16 protein-coding genes are annotated in these 16,854 nt (G+C 35.2%); 10 read left to right on the forward strand and 6 right to left on the reverse strand.

The genetic code is table 11. The features are described 5' to 3' along the window. The first annotated feature begins 139 nt into the window (after positions 1-139). Positions 140-1,117, forward strand: coding sequence for a T9SS type A sorting domain-containing protein (locus tag B5X62_RS02770; protein ID WP_079665845.1), 978 nt, complete (start codon positions 140-142; stop codon positions 1,115-1,117). Positions 1,118-1,151: 34 nt separating this feature from the next. Here the strand turns inward: B5X62_RS02770 and B5X62_RS02775 are convergent, their stop codons facing one another. After that, positions 1,152-1,712: a pentapeptide repeat-containing protein gene (locus tag B5X62_RS02775; RefSeq protein ID WP_079665846.1), complete on the reverse strand. Its 561-nt coding sequence runs from the start codon at positions 1,710-1,712 to the stop codon at positions 1,152-1,154. A gap of 117 nt (positions 1,713-1,829) precedes the next feature. Here B5X62_RS02775 and B5X62_RS02780 point away from each other — a divergent pair, with 117 nt between their 5' ends. Continuing rightward, positions 1,830-3,140, forward strand: a complete 1,311-nt coding sequence (locus B5X62_RS02780) for a glycosyltransferase family 4 protein (protein ID WP_079665847.1) — start codon at positions 1,830-1,832, stop codon at positions 3,138-3,140. 246 nt (positions 3,141-3,386) lie between these two features. On the opposite strand, the gene tpiA is transcribed toward B5X62_RS02780, so the two are convergent. From tpiA to B5X62_RS02800, 4 genes are read right to left on the reverse strand one after another with little or no spacing between them, the layout of a single operon-like run. After that, positions 3,387-4,148 carry a triose-phosphate isomerase gene (tpiA, locus tag B5X62_RS02785; protein ID WP_079665848.1) on the reverse strand — a complete coding sequence of 254 codons (762 nt, stop codon included), beginning with the start codon at positions 4,146-4,148 and terminating at the stop codon, positions 3,387-3,389. A 22-nt stretch (positions 4,149-4,170) separates the two neighbouring features. Continuing rightward, entirely contained in the window at positions 4,171-4,521 is a 351-nt protein-coding gene (locus B5X62_RS02790; protein WP_079665849.1) for a tellurite resistance TerB family protein, read from the reverse strand. Positions 4,522-4,526: 5 nt separating this feature from the next. After that, the gene (locus tag B5X62_RS02795) at positions 4,527-5,615 is read right to left on the reverse strand and encodes a BT_3928 family protein (RefSeq protein ID WP_079665850.1); all 1,089 of its coding nucleotides are present in this window, start codon (positions 5,613-5,615) and stop codon (positions 4,527-4,529) included. A gap of 13 nt (positions 5,616-5,628) precedes the next feature. Beyond that, the gene (locus B5X62_RS02800; RefSeq protein ID WP_079665851.1) at positions 5,629-6,165 is read right to left on the reverse strand and encodes a DUF1599 domain-containing protein; all 537 of its coding nucleotides are present in this window, start codon (positions 6,163-6,165) and stop codon (positions 5,629-5,631) included. 124 nt (positions 6,166-6,289) lie between these two features. Here B5X62_RS02800 and folP point away from each other — a divergent pair, with 124 nt between their 5' ends. From folP to rplI, 7 genes are all read left to right on the forward strand, one after another. Further along, positions 6,290-7,123 carry a dihydropteroate synthase gene (gene folP, locus B5X62_RS02805; RefSeq protein ID WP_245797122.1) on the forward strand — a complete coding sequence of 278 codons (834 nt, stop codon included), beginning with the start codon at positions 6,290-6,292 and terminating at the stop codon, positions 7,121-7,123. 3 nt (positions 7,124-7,126) lie between these two features. Beyond that, positions 7,127-8,488 carry a chloride channel protein gene (locus B5X62_RS02810; protein WP_079665852.1) on the forward strand — a complete coding sequence of 454 codons (1,362 nt, stop codon included), beginning with the start codon at positions 7,127-7,129 and terminating at the stop codon, positions 8,486-8,488. A 169-nt stretch (positions 8,489-8,657) separates the two neighbouring features. Then, positions 8,658-10,295 (forward strand): T9SS-dependent choice-of-anchor J family protein, encoded by a 1,638-nt coding sequence (locus B5X62_RS02815; protein WP_079665853.1) that lies wholly within the window; start codon positions 8,658-8,660, stop codon positions 10,293-10,295. Between the two features lie 318 nt (positions 10,296-10,613). Next, positions 10,614-13,034, forward strand: a complete 2,421-nt coding sequence (locus B5X62_RS02820) for a GEVED domain-containing protein (protein WP_079665854.1) — start codon at positions 10,614-10,616, stop codon at positions 13,032-13,034. Positions 13,035-13,161: 127 nt separating this feature from the next. Further along, positions 13,162-13,503 carry a 30S ribosomal protein S6 gene (rpsF, locus tag B5X62_RS02825; protein WP_079665855.1) on the forward strand — a complete coding sequence of 114 codons (342 nt, stop codon included), beginning with the start codon at positions 13,162-13,164 and terminating at the stop codon, positions 13,501-13,503. A 26-nt stretch (positions 13,504-13,529) separates the two neighbouring features. Next, positions 13,530-13,832, forward strand: coding sequence for a 30S ribosomal protein S18 (rpsR, locus tag B5X62_RS02830; protein WP_027382072.1), 303 nt, complete (start codon positions 13,530-13,532; stop codon positions 13,830-13,832). 185 nt (positions 13,833-14,017) lie between these two features. Beyond that, on the forward strand, positions 14,018-14,536 hold the full coding sequence (gene rplI / locus B5X62_RS02835) for a 50S ribosomal protein L9 (RefSeq protein ID WP_079665856.1): 519 nt from the start codon (positions 14,018-14,020) through the stop codon (positions 14,534-14,536). Between the two features lie 46 nt (positions 14,537-14,582). Here rplI and B5X62_RS02840 read toward each other — a convergent pair whose 3' ends face one another. After that, positions 14,583-15,383: a helix-turn-helix domain-containing protein gene (locus B5X62_RS02840; protein WP_079665857.1), complete on the reverse strand. Its 801-nt coding sequence runs from the start codon at positions 15,381-15,383 to the stop codon at positions 14,583-14,585. A gap of 136 nt (positions 15,384-15,519) precedes the next feature. Here B5X62_RS02840 and B5X62_RS02845 point away from each other — a divergent pair, with 136 nt between their 5' ends. After that, the gene (locus B5X62_RS02845) at positions 15,520-16,851 is read left to right on the forward strand and encodes a TolC family protein (RefSeq protein ID WP_245797124.1); all 1,332 of its coding nucleotides are present in this window, start codon (positions 15,520-15,522) and stop codon (positions 16,849-16,851) included. Positions 16,852-16,854 lie beyond the last annotated feature (3 nt).

The raw sequence follows: 16,854 nt of genomic DNA on the forward strand, positions 1-16,854 counted from the left end.
AACAAAATATTAAAATAATATTTCACAAGCATTCCCATCAGCCATTTAATATTTTTACAAATTTTAATATTTTTTTATACATATTATTCAAATATTATTTACATTTGATAAACAAATAACAAAAACAAATTTTAACCGTATGAAAAGAAAATTATTCTCTGTGATGACTTTAATCACAATCGCTGCATCAGCTCAAACCTACGACAATGGCTCCATGAGTACAGGGTCAACTACTGCGAACGGATCGAATCCCGCACCAACTGGCTACAATTGGAGCGAATTACAAAGTGTAAATAATTTAACTAGCACTAGTCTTGGATTTGCTGCTATTTACAATAATGCAGGTACTACTAATTATACAATAGCGGACGACTTTGTCGTACCGAGTAATGAAAAATGGACAATAAGTTCGATAGATGTTTTCTTATATCAGACCAGTTATACTGGGACTGTACCACCTATTGACAATTTGAGGCTTAAAATCTATAACGGAGATCCTGAAACCGCTACGGCAGTATTAGGTAATATGACAACTAATACCTACAACGCAGCACAAAGCTCCGATGCTAAATTATACAGAATTGGAAACAATAGTGCTGGTACAACTAGAAAAATTTGGAAAGCTAAAGGTAATCTAAGTGGTGAACTACAGCCAGGTACATATTGGGTAGAATATCAAGTACATGCAACAAATGACTCTTCTATATTTTTTCCTCCTGTAACAACTGCAGGTATATTGGATAAACCAACTTACAATGCAAAACAATTCGCCTCATCAGGTTGGCTACCTTTAACAGATGCTGGTTCGGGTGCAAAAATTGACATGCCTTTTATTATAACCTATACAGCTACTAATTTAGGAACTTCAGAAACCAGACAGTACGATAGTAGAATTACGGTATATCCAAATCCAACAGCAGAATCTTTTAAAATTAATTTACCAGAAGAATCTTTAAATAAAGATACAAAAATAGAACTCTACGACGCTTCTGGAAAATTGGTTAAAACTTTTGACTTATCAAAAGAATACAATATTTCGAACCTAAAAAAAGGTATTTATATGATCAAAATCAACGACGGTAAAAACATTAAAGTAACCAAACTTATTAAAAATTAAACAAAGAAAGAGCTGGGAGATTTCCCAGCTTTTTTTATTCTATATTAATCTCAAAAACATCTAAAAGTCCCGAAATATTCTCTCTTGAAAATTTGGATTTTTTAATTGAATTATCAACGGGGTTAATCGAAAATCCTGACGCAGTACGAAAATCTGCAGCTTCCAAAATACTTCTCTCAAAATGAGCGTGATCGAATCGACAATCCGCCAAAATAAGTTTTGAAAGATTAGCTTCTGCAAACTCACACTCGTGGAAATCAACATTTTTAAACTTTGACTTTCGCAAATCGACCTGATAAAAAGAAGAATGATTGAGCAATGAATGCTTAACATCTATCGAAAATCCGAAGTCATTACAATCTTCAAAATGAAGTCCTAACATTTTACACTCCACAAATTCTACATCGCGAAAAGCAGTATCTCCCAACTTTACAAGACTCAAATTACAATTGACAAAACGACTTTCTGAGAACTTATAGCCTGAAAAATCAAAATCTGAGAAATCACAATTTTCGAAAATACATTGGTCAAAATCGCCTTTTTCGATTTCGGAAAAGTTGCTTGGACTAAATTGTTGGTCAAAAAAGGATTTCATAATTAGAATTTAAAAGTTTATTAAAAAAGAAAAGTTTTATTTTCAGTTTTAAATTAGGGACAATATTAAAAAACGGGTAAATTTACAGAATCGATTTTGATGACGAAAAGCGCTTGAATGAAAATCTCAAAAAAAGTTTTAATAATCTCTTATTATTGGCCTCCAGCTGGCGGTCCAGGTGTACAACGTTGGTTAAAGTTTGCAAAATATCTTCCCGATTTTGGTTGGGAACCAATTATCTACACACCCGAAAATCCGAGTTATCCGATTGTTGACGAAACGCTTCTTAAAGAAGTTCCTGAAAACATAAAGATTGTTAGAACGAAAATTTGGGAACCTTATCAACTCGCGGAAAAATTCAGTAAAGGCAATAAAAAATATAAAGCTGGTCAATTTGACGTTGGCAAAAACCAATCTTTTATGTCGAAGCTTTCCATTTTTGTGCGAGGCAATTTCTTCATTCCCGATGCGCGAAAGTTTTGGGTAAAACCATCCATAAGTTTTCTAAAAAATTATCTGAAAGAGAATAACATCGATGTTATCGTGACAACTGGTCCACCACATTCTTTACACCTTATTGGACTTGGATTAAAAAAGGAAATCCCAAATCTAAAATGGATTGCAGATTTCCGTGATCCTTGGACAGAAATATCTTATTACAAACATCTGAAACTTACAAAATCTTCTGACCAAAAACATCGCAATCTCGAAAAATTAGTTTTTAAAACAGCTGATTTGACTTTAGCAACGAGTTATACTGATGCTGAAAATTTTAGAAAAATGGGCGCCAATTCGGTGTGTATCACTAATGGTTTTGACACGAGTAGTTTTGTTGAAGCTGATAGATATAAAAGCACCAAAAAGAAATTCAGTTTGAGTTATGTTGGGGTTTTGGAGCAACTGCGAAATCCAGAAAATCTTTGGAAAGCCATCAATGAGCTTCTTACAGAACATCAAGATTTTGAAAAAGATTTCGAAATGAAATTTGTTGGTCGCCTCGATGATAAAATTCTTGAAAATCTAAAGGCTTCAAAAGTTGGAAAACATTTGCAAATCCTCGGTTATCTAGCTCACGGCGAATCTTATCAGGAAATGAAAAACTCAGATTTATTATTGATTACAAACTTTCCAAATGATTCGTCAAAAGGTATTATTCCCGGGAAATTGTTTGAATATTTATCAACTGGAAAACCAATTTTGTCATTTGGTCCAAGAGAGGCTGATGTTTCAAAAATTTTGGAGGAAACGAAGGCTGGAAAACATTTTGATTATTCGGAAATTGAAAGTCTAAAATCCTATATTCTAAAAATTTATCAGCTTTGGAAATCTGGAAATAGCAATTCTGAAAATGCTAACATAGACGCTTTTTCGCGAAGAAATCTGACAAAAAATTTGGCTGAGAAATTGAATATTTTGGTTACTGAATAATTCTTTTTTGTCATTAAATTTTTAGCTTTCTAAAAAATAAAATTCGTTTTTCTAAATCTTCTAATTATCCCGCATCTGCGTGAGGGCGAAGCGCATTGTTGGAGCTCGTGATGTGAGGCGGCGGAGCGCAGCGGAGCCGACCGAGCATCACAGCGACTGCGCGTAGACCGACCGATAAAACAAAAAACGCGGACGACAATGTCGTCCGCGTTTTTGTTTTGAGGGCACGCCCAAATTAAAAATATGTTATGGATTAAAACCTTCGATAATTTTCGAAAAATCTTCGATTTTAAGCGCTGCTCCACCGATAAGTCCACCGTCGATATCTGGCTGCGAGAAGATTTCTTTTGCATTGTCAGGTTTAACAGATCCGCCATACAAAATCGAAATTTCGTCCGCCACTTCTTGACCGTATTTGGCAGCGATAAGACTTCTGATGTGCGCGTGAATCTCCTGTGCTTGCTCTGGCGTCGCAGTTTCGCCCGTACCAATCGCCCAAACTGGCTCGTAAGCGATAACCACTTTTTTGATTTCGTCCGCAGAAAGCGTGAAAAGCGCCACTTCGGTTTGGTTTTTTACCACTTCGAAATGTTGACCAGCTTTGCGTTGCTCTAAAGTTTCGCCATTGCAATAGATCGGCGTAAGACCCACATCCAACAGAGCTTTCACTTTTCTATTCGCGTGACTGTCGGTCTCACCGTGGTATTGACGACGCTCTGAATGCGACACCAAACTCCCGTCAATGCCAATAGAATTGATCATCTCAACAGAAATTTCGCCTGTGTATGCGCCACTTTGGTATTCTGAAACGTCTTGTGCGAAAACCTCAACTTCAGCATTTTTGAAGATGTCTTTAGCCATTGTTAAATACAAAGCCGGCGGCGCGATATAAACTTCGCAATTGGTTGTATTGTTTTTTTTGTATTCTAAAAGTTGGATCATTAAAGCCTCTGCATCCGCAAAGTTTTTGTTCATTTTCCAGTTGCCTGCAACGATGTTTTTTCTCATTTTATTTTTATTAAATTTAATATTAATCCATTTTCCAGATGGTCTTCATCATCGTGTAATATTGATGTTCTACACGCGATACATCTTGATCCGCCTTGATCAACTTCTTCGCAAAAGCACGGAATTCCTCACGCTCTGCAGGCGTCGAATCGTCATAAAAACATCTCGCATGAAACTCGAAATGATCCTTCCAATCGCTTGGCTGAAGACTCGCAATAACATCCAACTCATTGTCCAAATTTAAACGAAACGGAAATTCTTCCGCCAGATATTCTAAAATAACTTTTTCTTCTTCTGGACTAAATTTGTAATCGACAGCTGACAACAACATCAACATGTGATATCCTGCGATTGATTTATTTGATTTTTGCATTATTCTTATTTTTTATATTCTTCTAAATAATCTTTAGCTCCCAATTTTTCAACGATTTTTCCTTTTTCTAAAACCATTACAAAAGGATTACTTCTAGCAATTGTTTTAATTGCGATTTCGTCCATCATAAGATTCGGAATTTTGTTGAAAAAATCTGGTTGCGTCGACACACCGTAGACTTTCACCGAACGCTCGTGCATCATCATATTCTGAATCTCAGCAACCAATTGCGTTGACGCTTCTTTTGGTTTATAAACGAACACTAAAATCGCTTTTGGTTCGTTAAGGATTTCGGCGGTTTTATCTTCGCCAGTCGGCGTTTCTAATTTTAATTTTTTGATTTCGGAATCGTAACCTTGCTTAACAATTTCGGATGTTGTTTTACCTTCTTCAATCTGCCAAGTTTCGTCCTTCCAATAGTTTTTGTTGATATATTCATCTTGATCAACCTTCTTCACTTCTCCAGTTTTAGAATTTTTAAGTGAATAAAAAGTCTTGTAAACCGATGGATCTTGTTCGATTTTTTGACGCTCGGCATTTAGGTCAGTTCCGATTTTATAAGCTCTAAAATCTATTAAAGGTTCATGTGTAATTCCGCGATACATTACATAAATCATCACTAAAACAAAAATACCAAGAACAGGCATTTTGACACAACCTAAATCTGTTTTTTCGTGATAATTCTTATTTAATAACAATAAAATTAACAAGCCTACAAGAAGTGCAATATCCTTCCAAAAGGATTGCCATGGCGTCATCTTCATCGCATCACCAAAGCATCCACAATCGGTTACAACATTATAAAACGCCGAATAAAATGTTAGAAACCCAAAGAATACACAAAGCGCAATAAGTGCAACAAGTGTGGCTTTTAGTTTAATCTTCATTAAAAGCATAAAACCTAAAGCCAGTTCTAAAACCACAACAATTGTCGCCAACTCTAAGGCATATTGTTCAAAAAATGGCAAGTTGAAAACAGACGGAGAAAAATATTCCTCCAGCTTAAAAGAAAAACCTTTTAAATCAACGGCTTTTACAAAACCCGATGCAATAAAAATTACCGCAATAATATAACGTAAAAGTCTTTTGATCATATGTTATTTAATTTTAGGATGAATATTTTATCAAGCAAAAAACAGCATAATTGAGCATATCAAAATAGTTAGCATCCAAACCTTCTGACACCAAAGTTTTACCTTGATTATCTTCAATCTGTTTGGTTCTCAAAACTTTTTGATAAATTAAATCCGTAATCGAACTAATTCTCATTTCGCGCCAAGCTTCGCCGTAATCGTGATTTTTGCATTCCATCAAGGCTTTGGCTTCGTTGGCGTATTTGTCATACAAACTCATAATTTCGGTTTCGTCGGCATTTAATTCATCCGAAAAACCTTTTTCTAATTGTATTAAACCAATGATGGAATAATTGACAATTGCCACAAATTCGTCTTTTTCGTCTTCGTCCACCATTTTGACATCCGTCATCTGCAAAGTACGAATACGATTGACTTTGATGTAAATTTGATCCGTAATCGAACTCGGCCTCAAAACACGCCAAGCCGAACCATAATCGCTAAGTTTTTTCTGAAAAAGATCTCGGCAGCTTTTGATAACTTCCTCAAACTGCACCGATGTATTCGCCATAAAAATGAGTTATTGGTCAAAGATACAAATTTTAGCCAATCGCAGAGGATGACAATTATCGCAAAAAATAAAGGAATTTTAATAATTGGTTGGCGTTCCGCATCTTGTTTTATAAATTTGTGAAATGAAGTTTTCCAATTCAGCATTTTCCGTAGATAAACAATTCAGTATCAATTGCAATGGTAGATTAATCGATCTGAGCCAGACCAAGATTATGGGGATTCTTAACCTGACACCAGACTCTTTTTCTGATGGTGGAAAATTTAATTCTGAAAAAAACGCACTACTTCACACCGAACAATTATTAAAAGATGGTGCACACATTATTGACATCGGTGCACAATCGACGCGACCAAACGCCGAACACATTTCTGCACAAGAAGAAATCAAACGAATCGGGAACATTATTTCTTTAATTAAAAAAGAATTTCCTGAGAGTTTAATTTCCTTAGATACATTTTATGGCGAAGTGGTGAAATTCGGCTACAACGAAGGCATCGACATTGTTAATGATATTTCGGCTGGACAATTTGACGACCAGATGTTAAATGAAGTTGCGAAAACTGGACTTCCATACATTTTGATGCACATTAATTCGAGTTACGACAACATGCATGAAAAACCGCATTCTGACGATATTATTCTTGAATTAAATAAATTCTTTTCGAAAAAAATTGATGAACTTAACCAACTTGGGATAAAAGATATTATTCTCGATCCTGGTTTTGGATTTTCGAAAACGCAAGACAATCAATTACAAATCATTAACGAATTAGAATACATTGGTTTTGGCGACTTCCCTATTTTAATCGGAATTTCAAGAAAATCTTTCATTTACAAACCTTTAGGAAAAAGTCCTCTAGAAATCCAACAAGAAGTTGAAAAAATCCATCAACAACTTTTCGAAAAAGGTGCAAAAATTTTCAGAGTTCACGAACCAGCCTTGCTAAAATTTTAAAACATGAAAAAGATGCTTAACACCCTTCGTCTCATGTTAAAACGTTCTTTCGACAACATCCGAAACGAACAACTAAAAAATAATCTTTTACAAGCAATTCCTTTTTGGATTGGATCGGTTATTACGGGATTTTTCGCAGTGATGTATGCCAAAATTTTTGCTTGGGGCGAAAAACTTCTCGAACTCATTATGAACTGGCATGACTGGATGATTTTTATTATCGCACCAATCGGTTTTGTATTGTCATGGTGGCTAGTTAAAGCATTTGCGCCTTATTCCAAAGGATCTGGAATTCCGCAAGTTATGGCAGCAGTCGAAATGGCAAATCCTAAAGAGCACAACAAGATTAAACATCTGTTAAGCATTAAAATTTTAATTTTAAAAATCATCTCATCAGTCGTTTTAGTCATTGGTGGTGGCGCCATTGGGCGCGAAGGTCCGACCATCCAAATTGCAGGTTCCATTTTTAGAAAAGTTAATGAATATCTTCCTTCTTGGTATCCGAAAATTTCTAAGAAAAATATGATTATGACTGGTGCCGCAGCAGGTCTAGCAGCGGCATTCAACACACCTTTGGGCGGAATTGTATTTGCAGTTGAAGAGTTGACAAAGACGCACATCAACTATTTTAAAACAGCTTTATTCACAGCTGTAATTATTGCAGGTCTAACCGCTCAAACATTAGCTGGTTCTTATCTTTATCTTGGCTATCCAAAAACAAGTGACATCTCATTAAGTGTTATTTTCCCTGTGATTTTGGTAGCGTGTATTTCAGGAATTTTTGCTAGTCAACTTTCTGTGATTATGTTAAAAATAAGTGCTTGGAAAAAAAGATTTAAAACCGACGTTTCTAATATCATTTTCCTAGTTATTAGCGCCTTGATTATTGCGAGTATAGCTTATTTTATTAATCGTGAAATTTTAGGATCCGGGAAAGAAATTATGGAACGCGTCCTATTTACCGACAACAAACACGAAGAATGGTACGTCCCGCTTCTTAGGATGATCGGCCCTGCATTAGCTTTCACATCTGGTGGTGCAGGCGGAATTTTTGCACCAGCACTTTCTGCGGGAGCAAGTGTAGGATCGGTAATTTCTGGTTTAATACATTTATCTCCGCACGAGACCAATGTCGTTATCCTTGCAGGGATGGTTGCTTTTTTAACCGGAATTACGCGAGCGCCCTTTACTGCAGCTATTATTGTTTTGGAAATGACCGATCGACATTCTTTGATATTTTATTTGATGTTAGCAGGTATGATGTCTTCTATTGCATCGATTTTGGTGAGTCGCCACTCTTTATATGAAGAATTAAAAATCAATTTTTTAAAAGATTTAAGAAGTAAAAACCATGTTAATGATTAATTTTATTCTTAAATAAACTTATACATAGGAAATAAAAGCTAAAACAAAGGCCTTAAAAAGACGTTTTAAACCACCGACAACTATTTTTAAAAATATTTTAACTTTTATATTACAAAATTGTAAATTTTTTTCATAGTTTTGAAACCAAACCAAAACAATTTTAAATAATATGACAAAAAATTTACTTAAGCTAGCCTTTTGCACTCTTCCGCTATTAGGCTACAGTCAAATTTTTCAAGAAAACTTTGATGGCAACGGCCCTGGAATCGGTGCTTGGACGGTAATTGATGCCGACGGCAACGTACCCGCTCAACATGTTTCTTTCATTAATGGATGGACTGTGTATGACAGATCTGGTCCTGATGGAGAATTTCAAGAACCAGCAGGCAACAATGCTGCAATGAGTACATCTTGGTACGAACCTGCGAATAGCTCTAACGACTGGCTAATCTCGCCAAGTGTAGCAATTTCCGGAAGTAGCCCATCATTGGTATGGCAAGCTAAAGCTGAAGATCCACAATTCCCAGATGGTTACAAAGTAATGCTTGCGCCAAATGGAGGTAACACCATCGCAGACTTCACCGTTGAACTATTCAGTAAATCTGCAGAAAATGCTAGCTGGACAACGCGATATGCGGATCTTACACCTTATATTGGTAAAAATATTCGTTTTGCATTTGTTAATAACTCTAACGATATGTACGTTTTGGCAATTGACAACATAAAAGTTGTTAATGATTTTGTACCGCCAGTTTTACCTACTTGTGTAAATCTTTTAACGCCAACCAACAACCAACAAAATGTACCAACTTCTAACAATCAATTTAGTTGGGAAGCGTCTCCATCCACTCAAAATGTAAGTGCTTACAATTTCTATTTAGGAAATTCAGCAAACGACCTGCAATTTATTGGTTATGCGCCAGGAACCAACATTACTTTAACTAATTTAGAATACAACAAAACATATTACTGGAGCATAAGACCTGTTAACGACGCAGGAGAAGCAGCTGGATGTACAGTACAATCTTTCAAAACAGAAGGTAGTCCATTCAACCCTTATTGTGGTCCACTTAAATTTGGTTTTGAAATTCTTGGGACTCAAGTAAATGGTGTTGAACCAATTACAAAAGTAGAGTTGGCTGACCTGTCTAACACTTCACCTGCGGAGATTGGACAAAATAATGCACACGAAATATTCGTTGATAAAATTGCACACGTTAACAAAGGGCAATCTTATGATATTAAATTATTTGGAAATACTAATGGGCCATACGAAGCAAAATTCGCAGTATATTTTGATTGGAACCAAAATGGCAGTCTAAATGATGCAGGCGAAGTGTATATAATAGATAATGCGCTAACTGATTCAAACGGAGAAGACGAAAAATTTGTAAGTCAATCTATCACTGTACCTGCATCTGCGTTGTTGGGCAATACTAGAATGCGTGTTAAAAAAATATTTAATGATAATGCAACAGATCTTGGAGCATTAAACGACCCTTGTGCTAGCGCACGTTATGGCCAAGCGGAAGAATATACTGTTAGCGTAGGTAATTTAGCGGTTAGCGATTTACAAAAAAACAAGTCGGTTATCTATCCAAATCCGGTTAAGGACGTAGTAACAATAAACTCAGCATTAAAAATTGAAAACATTAAGATTTTTGATTTTGCTGGAAAATTAGTTTATAACATAGATGTCAATGCTAGTAAAAAAGAAATCAATCTTTCTAAATTACAAACTGGCACATACACCATGAACATAAAATCTGAACTTGGCACCGAAACAACCAAGATTATCAGGAAATAATAAAATAAAACAATTAATTAATGGAAAAGGCCAGCATATTCTGCTGGTCTTTTTTTTATGAAAAATAAAATAACATATTCACAAAATAACAAATACTTTACCTGCTAAATAACTTTAACATAAATTAAAAATCTATTAAAATCTAAAATAACGAATTTTATCAATTATTTCAATTAATAATTAATACAATACAAATTAATCAACAAATAACACATAAAAATAATAAACAATTATTAATATCATTTTTTTCATATCAAATTTGCATTTTAATTTTTTTTTAATATATTTGAAAATCACAAAATCAAAAAATAAATTATTATGAAAAAAGTTTTACTATCATGCTTTGTCGCATTGGGCGTGAGCGCATCCGCGCAAACGGTACTTTTCCAAGACAGTTTCGAAAGTTACACCGACTTCGCAATTGCAAATGTTGGAAGTTGGACTCTTACAGACGTGGATCAGTCTACGACCTATGGTTTCTCAGGAATCCAATTCGCAAACTCTGGAGCAAAAAAATCTTTCCAAGTTTTCAACTCCACAACCACAACACCTCCAATTACACCAGGTGCTACATCGGATTGGACAGCAAGAACAGGAAATAAAATGATGGCTGCTTTTGCTGCAACTACTCCTAAAAACAATGACTGGATGATCTCACCACAAATCCAGTTAAACAACGGTACTATAGAACTTAGCTTCTGGGGAAAATCGTGTGATGGCCAATATGGTAATGAAAAGTTTAAAGTACACATTTCAACAACAGGTACTGCAGTAAGTAATTTTACAGCTATCACACCTAACGAAGTATCCTCCCCTGCGGACATTACTTGGCACAAATATACGTACGACTTAAGTCAATACGCTGGTCAAAATGTATATATTGCAATTCAATGTACATCCAATGATCAATTTGGATTTGCGGTAGATGATTTCGTGGTAACTAGTTCTACAGCGCAAACAGAAGCACCTGGCTGTGCAACTCTAACTGCTCCAGCAAATGGAAATCAAGCTGTAGGCGTTAATCCTGCACCAACCTTATCTTGGACAGCGCCAACAACGGGAGGTACTGCTAGTAGTTACGACGTATATCTAGGAACATCTCCTAACCCAACAACATTATTAGGTAACTACACTTCTACATCAACAACTGCTGCTGGACTAAGTCCTTTAACTACATATTATTGGAAAGTTGTACCTAAAAACACAATTGGATCAGCTACTGGATGTACAGAATTTTCATTCAAAACTTTAGATACAAATCCACCTGGATGCGTTACAAACGTAACACCAGCAGACGGTGCAACAGGAGTTCCTGGAGGAACAACACCATTATCTTGGGTTGCTCCTACAACAGGAGGCACTCCAGTATCATACGATGTATATTGGGGAACAGATGCTGCATCTTTAACAAAACTAGGTAGCACAGCCAATACGGCCGTTAATATTACTAACACACAATATAGTACAACATATTATTGGAAAGTTGTAGGAGTAAACACTGATGGCACAAGTGCTGCAAGTTGTCCTTCTTATAAGTTAACAACAGGTCCTAATCCATACGAGCCATATTGCGGTCCACTTGCTTTTGGTTATGTTGAACCTATTACAAAAGTAACTTTTGCTGATTTAACAAATGCAACTTCAGCTGCAACATCAGCACCTGCACACGAGACATTCCTTGACAAAGTTGCAACAGTTACTAAAGGAGAATCTTACACTATGACTCTTGAAGGTTATACTGGAGGTAATTATAAAAACAGATTCGTTGTTTTTGCTGACTGGAATCAAGATGGAACTTTTGATCCAACTACTGAAACTTATGTAGTAGAAGGCATCCTAGAAGCTTCAACTGGAGTAGATGGCAAAACTGTATCTGTAAGCATCCCAGTACCAGCTGATGCTACAACAGGAAATACTCGTTTAAGAATCAAAAAGACATACGGTGCAACGCCATACGTTGATCCTTGTGTTGTAGGAACATCTTTTGGACAAGCTGAAGACTACATATTAAAAGTTAACTCTTCTACGCCGCCAGTAACTTATTGCGAAGTAGCACTTAACTGTGAAGATGGTGATCTTATCACAAATGTAACTTTTGCTGGTATTGATAATGACTCAGCTTGTGGAACAGACGGATACAGTGACTATACTTCTTCAGTAGCACCTGCAAATGTGATGGCTGGTGAAACTTACCCAATGTCAGTAACAGTTGGTGACGGTTGGTATGAAAGAGTATCTGCTTGGATCGATTATAACAATAACGGTGTATTTGAAGCAAATGAGTACTTAGGAGAAATTGGTGATGGAGGAACAGGTGTAGTTACATCTAGCGATATCACAATCCCAGCTACAACAGCTGCAGGTACTTACAGAATGCGTGTTCAAGTTCTAGCAGCAGGTAGTAACAACCCAGCTTCTGAAGACCCTTGTATGAATGATCTAGACCAATTCGGAGAATACGAAGACTATAGCGTTAAAGTTGGAACATTAGCAGTTAGCGATATTAACAAAGCAAAAGTTCAGGTATTCCCTAACCCAGTTGTAGATGTATTAAAAGTTACAAGTGCTTCTAATGCTAAATCTATCAAGGTATTTGATATGAATGGTAAATTAGTAACTAACCAAGCTGCAAAAACAACAGCTAACGAAGTTAACATGTCAAGAATGACACCTGGTGCTTACGTAGTAGTTGTTGAAACAGACAATGGTTCTGAAACTATTAAGGTTATCAAAAAATAATCAATTATAATTTAACTTAACAAGAGCTGCTTCAGAAATGGAGCAGCTTTTTTTCTTTAATACTTTCTATTTTAAAAAATAATTATATCTTTGCAACTCGAAATAATTAACCAATTAATTAATCATTATGAACAATTACGAAACTGTTTTCATTTTAACTCCCGTTCTATCTGATGCACAGGTGGAGGAAGCAGTGCAAAAATTTGAAAACCTTTTAAAAGAAAAAGGTTGCGAAATCGTTGCTAAAGAAAAGTGGGGTCTTAAGAAATTAGCTTACCCTATCCAATTGAAAAAAAATGGATTCTACACTTTAATCGAATTTAAAGGTGAAGGTGATGTTGTAGCTGAGTTAGAATTAGCTTTCAAACGTGACGAAAGAGTTATCCGTTATTTAACAACAAAATTGGACAAGCACGCTGTTGACTACGCTGTAACTAGAAGAGCTAAAGTTAAAGCTGCTAAAGCTTAATTATTAATCCCTAAAACAAAAAAGACATGGCAATAGATGATATGGCTAAACAAGCCTCAGCTGGTGGAGAATCTGAAGTAAAATTCTTAACACCACTTGATATCAATACAAAATCTGAAAAGAAATATTGTAGATTCAAAAAATTCGGAATTAAGCATGTAGATTATAAAGATGCTGATTTCTTATTACAATTCGTTAACGAGCAAGGTAAAATCTTACCAAGACGTTACACAGGAACTTCACTTAAATATCAAAGAAAAGTATCTGCAGCTATCAAAAGAGCTAGACATTTAGCTTTGATGCCTTACGTAGCAGACCTTTTAAAATAAGATAAAAAAGCAATACGCTATAAGCTTTAAGTATTATACCTAAAGCTTATAGCTATTTTTAGTTGCTGAATAAATTAATTAATTCTAACTGTTTTAGATAAAAGACAAAAGATAAAAGATGAAAGACATAACTCTTTTTTCTTTGCTCTTTCTTCTTTCCTCTAAAATCTAAACAAGACAACAACATGGAAATTATCCTTAAAAAAGACGTTGAAAACTTAGGACTTGAGTTCGATACAGTAAACGTAAAACCAGGTTACGCACGTAACTTCCTTATGCCTCAAGGTATCGCAGTATTAGCAACGCCTAAAAACAAAGCTATCCTTGCAGAAACTCTAGAAGCTAGAAAAGAAGAAGAAGCTAAATTAATCGCTGCTGCTAATGCTATCGTTGACAAATTGAAAAAAACAACGACAACTATCGCTGCGAAAGTTGGTACAGGAGACAAATTATTTGGTTCTATCAACAACATTAACCTTTCTGAAGCTTTGGCTAAAGCAGGTGTTGAAGTAGATAAAAAATACATCAAAATCCCTGGTAACACTATCAAAAGAACAGGTAAGTTCGAAGCGCTTATCAGACTTCACAGAAATGTTGAGTACAACTACGAATTCGACGTTGTATCTGACGCACCTGTTGAAGCTGCTCCTAAAGCTGCTCCAGCTCCTAAAAAAGAAGAAGAAACTCCAGCTGAAGAAGCTTAATATTTTTTCTTTAATAAATATAAAACCTCCGACTTCGGAGGTTTTTTTATTTTGATTTCAACCGCTGTTGATAATCCGTTGGCGAAATGCCCGTTACACGTTTGAAAATATTACTAAAAGACGACAAAGAATTATAACCAACGAGCATCGCAATTTCATACATATTATACTTCTCCTCGCCCATTAATTCTAAAGATTTTGTAATACGCAAAGCACGAAGAAAACGCACATAATTCATTCCCAATTGTTCTTTAAATTTCCTGGATAAAGTGCGGCTGCTAACTCCAAAATTTTTTGCGACTTCTTCCAAACCAAGATTTTTATCTAAATTGGTGTTCAAGAATTTTGCAATTTTTAAAAGCATTTCGTCTTTCGGGAAAGGATGTTGTACAGGAAAAGCCAGCTTTCTTTCTCTCCCAGTTGGCAAAATATACTTCATGGCTTTTAGAAAATAAAATTTCTGCTGGTCAATTTCTGTAATTTTGCCATTCCAATTTTTGGTAAAAAGAATCATTTCACGCAAAAGATGACTTACGGAATAGATATTCACTTCCGAGAAAAAATCGTCTTCTTCTTTTTCTGGTTTAAAATAAAAATTAAACAAACTCACTTTTGAACTAAAAGACAAAATGTAATGCGGAATTCCCGCCGGAATCCACATAAAACAGCGAGCAGGCAAATACCAATGCTTTTCTTCCGTAAAAATGTGAATAATTCCACCTTCGGCGTAAATCAACTGCGCCGAATGATGAGAATGCTTTTTCGTTTCTACATTTCCCGTTAAAAGATGGTAAACATAAAAGCTTGCATCCGCTTCTTCAAGCTCATCGTAATGACTTTTTCCCATTTCGCAAATTTAGTAAAAATATCAATTTGGCGTAAATGCGCAAATAATTTTCATTTTTCACAAAGTCGGTCACATACTTTGCGTCGTAACTTTGTGGCATCAAAATAAGAATCCCTAAAAATACATTTATAAAATTATGAAAATGATATTTCAATTCAGAAAATATCAACTTTTAAGTTTGTTCTTAATTTTTTTAAGTTTAAACTTAAAAGCTCAAAACTACAATCAACTTTCTTTGAAGGAAGCTTTAGAAATAGGACTTAATAACAATAAAGCTGTGCAAATTAGTCATTTAAAAAATTCGATTTCTGAAACTAAAGAAAAAGATTTAAAAATGGAAAAATTGCCGAATATTGAGTTTCATACCAATTACACGCAAGTGAGCAATTTGCACCAATATCAAAACGGAATCTTCGATAAATCCATGAAATATGACGCAATTAATGGCATGTATGATTTCACATTATCGGCTTCCATTCCGCTTTACCTTGGAGGAAAATTAAAAAATAACGAAAAAAAGGCAAAAATTAATACAGAAAATTCAAAGCTCAAAACACAGTTAGACGAACGTGAATTGAAAATGCAAATCATTACTGCTTTTCTACAAATTCATCATTTGAAAGAGCAACAGTCTTTAATTCAACAAAAAATGAAAGAAGACAGCGCCAATATTAAGGAAACAAAAATTCTAAAACAAAATGGCGTGGTGACTTACAATGAAGTTCTGAGAACGTCTTTGCAACTTTCTAATCACAAAATGTCTTGGACAGAATTGGATAACGATATTCAAATTGCAGAACATCAACTCAAAACACTTTTATCCTTGCCCGACAATCAGGAATTGCATGTAGAAACCACAGAATTGGTTTCAGAACAAGTAAAAATCCCGTATTTGGAAGATTTGAATTCTCAAGCCATCTCAGAAAATGAAAATATTGAAGTTTCTAAAAATAACATTCGTTTGGCAGAAATCGACAAAAAAATTGTGAAAGGCAATTATCTCCCGAACATCACAATGGGCGGCGAATATTGGTTAAAATACCCGAACATGATGTTTTTTCCGCCAGAACCTTATGCGTACAGACTCGGCATGTTGGGCGTGACACTCACCTATCCTATCGAAAATTTGTATAAAAATAAATACAAAATGCAGGAAGCCAAACAACATATCGACTTGGCAAATCTGGAATTGGAGGAAAAGGAAGAACAGCTAAAACACGAGGTTTTTCAGGCTTATAAAAAATATGAAGAAACCGAACAAAAAGTAAATATTGCACAAGAAGCAATTGCCCAAGCTGAGGAAAATTACAGAATTGTAAAAACAAAATATGCCAACAAATTAAGTTTAATAACAGAACTTATCGATGCCGACAATGCTTATTTGGAAGCAGAATCTAATTTAATTTCGGTAAAAATCAATAGACAACTCAAATATTATCAATTACAATACATCATCGGAAAGCTTTAAAAT

This window comes from Soonwooa buanensis, from assembly GCF_900167905.1.
Lineage (GTDB): Bacteria > Bacteroidota > Bacteroidia > Flavobacteriales > Weeksellaceae > Soonwooa > Soonwooa buanensis.

Bases quoted from the DNA above. Each gene is read 5' to 3' on its own strand.
- B5X62_RS02840 (WP_079665857.1), bottom strand. From the start codon at position 15,383: ATGGGAAAAAGTCATTACGATGAGCTTGAAGAAGCGGATGCAAGCTTT.
- B5X62_RS02800 (WP_079665851.1), bottom strand. From the start codon at position 6,165: ATGGCGAATACATCGGTGCAGTTTGAGGAAGTTATCAAAAGCTGCCGA.
- tpiA (WP_079665848.1), bottom strand. From the start codon at position 4,148: ATGAGAAAAAACATCGTTGCAGGCAACTGGAAAATGAACAAAAACTTT.
- B5X62_RS02815 (WP_079665853.1), top strand. From the start codon at position 8,658: ATGACAAAAAATTTACTTAAGCTAGCCTTTTGCACTCTTCCGCTATTA.
- B5X62_RS02770 (WP_079665845.1), top strand. From the start codon at position 140: ATGAAAAGAAAATTATTCTCTGTGATGACTTTAATCACAATCGCTGCA.
- B5X62_RS02845 (WP_245797124.1), top strand. From the start codon at position 15,520: ATGAAAATGATATTTCAATTCAGAAAATATCAACTTTTAAGTTTGTTC.
- rplI (WP_079665856.1), top strand. From the start codon at position 14,018: ATGGAAATTATCCTTAAAAAAGACGTTGAAAACTTAGGACTTGAGTTC.
- rpsR (WP_027382072.1), top strand. From the start codon at position 13,530: ATGGCAATAGATGATATGGCTAAACAAGCCTCAGCTGGTGGAGAATCT.
- B5X62_RS02795 (WP_079665850.1), bottom strand. From the start codon at position 5,615: ATGATCAAAAGACTTTTACGTTATATTATTGCGGTAATTTTTATTGCA.
- B5X62_RS02780 (WP_079665847.1), top strand. From the start codon at position 1,830: ATGAAAATCTCAAAAAAAGTTTTAATAATCTCTTATTATTGGCCTCCA.
- B5X62_RS02775 (WP_079665846.1), bottom strand. From the start codon at position 1,712: ATGAAATCCTTTTTTGACCAACAATTTAGTCCAAGCAACTTTTCCGAA.
- B5X62_RS02790 (WP_079665849.1), bottom strand. From the start codon at position 4,521: ATGCAAAAATCAAATAAATCAATCGCAGGATATCACATGTTGATGTTG.
- folP (WP_245797122.1), top strand. From the start codon at position 6,290: ATGAAGTTTTCCAATTCAGCATTTTCCGTAGATAAACAATTCAGTATC.
- B5X62_RS02820 (WP_079665854.1), top strand. From the start codon at position 10,614: ATGAAAAAAGTTTTACTATCATGCTTTGTCGCATTGGGCGTGAGCGCA.
- B5X62_RS02810 (WP_079665852.1), top strand. From the start codon at position 7,127: ATGAAAAAGATGCTTAACACCCTTCGTCTCATGTTAAAACGTTCTTTC.
- rpsF (WP_079665855.1), top strand. From the start codon at position 13,162: ATGAACAATTACGAAACTGTTTTCATTTTAACTCCCGTTCTATCTGAT.